Origin of the sequence: Pseudoalteromonas sp. AOP7-A1-14 (genome assembly GCF_052376275.1) — a bacterium.
Taxonomy (GTDB): domain Bacteria; phylum Pseudomonadota; class Gammaproteobacteria; order Enterobacterales; family Alteromonadaceae; genus Pseudoalteromonas.
In genome coordinates, this window is record NZ_JBQSVO010000251.1 from 1 (window position 1) to 1178 (window position 1178).

Consider the following 1178-nt stretch of genomic DNA (forward strand, 5'->3'; position numbering starts at 1 on the left):
CACAATCAATTTTAAATCCTGCGACGGATGAAATAATTGGCTCCGTTCCTCTTTTGAGTCGCGAGCAAATTGATGCTTGCATCGTTGATGCCGAGCAAGCCTTTTATAAATGGCGTGATATTAACGTACGCCAGCGTTGTGCACTTCTTGCAAAGTGGGCAGAGAAAATAACTAATAACAGAGAGAGAATTGCAAAAATTCTGACCTTGGAACAAGGAAAGCCACTGTATGAGTCGCTCGGCGAAATAGATTACGCCATCAGCTATATTAATTGGTACGCCCAACCTTCAATGATGGAGCACGGTGGTGTTCTGCCTTTTGCAGAAAATGCAGACACAATGATTGTCACTAAAGAGCCTGTTGGTGTGTGTGGCGCTATTACCCCCTGGAATTTCCCCGCTGCAATGATAACCCGTAAGGTCGCTCCAGCTTTAGCTGCGGGTTGTACAATGATTGTTAAACCTGCTCCTGACACTCCATTTACCGCCTTAGCCTTAGTTGAGTTGGCTGCGCAAGCTGGTATTCCAGCAGGTGTTTTAAATGTGGTGACCGGCGAGGCAGAAGTCATAGGTCAGTGTTTAACGCAAAGTCATATTGTTCGTAAGTTGAGTTTCACAGGCTCTACTGGTGTTGGCAAATATTTAATGGCCGCATCCGCCACTAACGTAAAGCGATTATCTTTGGAGCTCGGCGGAAATGCCCCATTCATTGTGAGCGAAAATGCTGACATCGAAAGCGCGGTACAAGGAGCTATGGTTTCCAAGTTCCGCAATGCTGGGCAGACCTGTGTCTGTGCCAATGCTTTTTATGTTCATGAAAGTATCTATGACGACTTCTCACGTTTACTTGTTGAGCGTGTAAGCAAATTAAAGTTAGGTTTAGGCTCTCAAAATGGTGTTGATATAGGCCCGTTAATTAATCAAGCAGCCTTAGAAAAAGTGGAGTCTTTGTTAAAAGATGCCGTAACAAAAGGAGCAGAAATCGCATGCGGTGGTGAGTTATGGGAGCAATCGCCAAATTGGTTTAAACCTACGGTTTTAAATTCAGCAACAATTGATATGGACTGTGTAAAACAAGAGATATTTGGTCCTATCGCACCTTTGATTAAGTATAGCGATGAGAGTCAGCTACTAGCGCATTTACGTGCACAAAATACTGGATTGGCGGCTTACTTTTAT

General features: G+C 44.0%; 1 protein-coding gene. It reads left to right on the top strand.

Annotated features, from left to right (window positions below; translation table 11 throughout):
• On the top strand, window positions 1-1178 hold a 1178-nt coding region (locus ACT3RM_RS17940; RefSeq protein ID WP_444511520.1), incomplete at both ends, for an NAD-dependent succinate-semialdehyde dehydrogenase.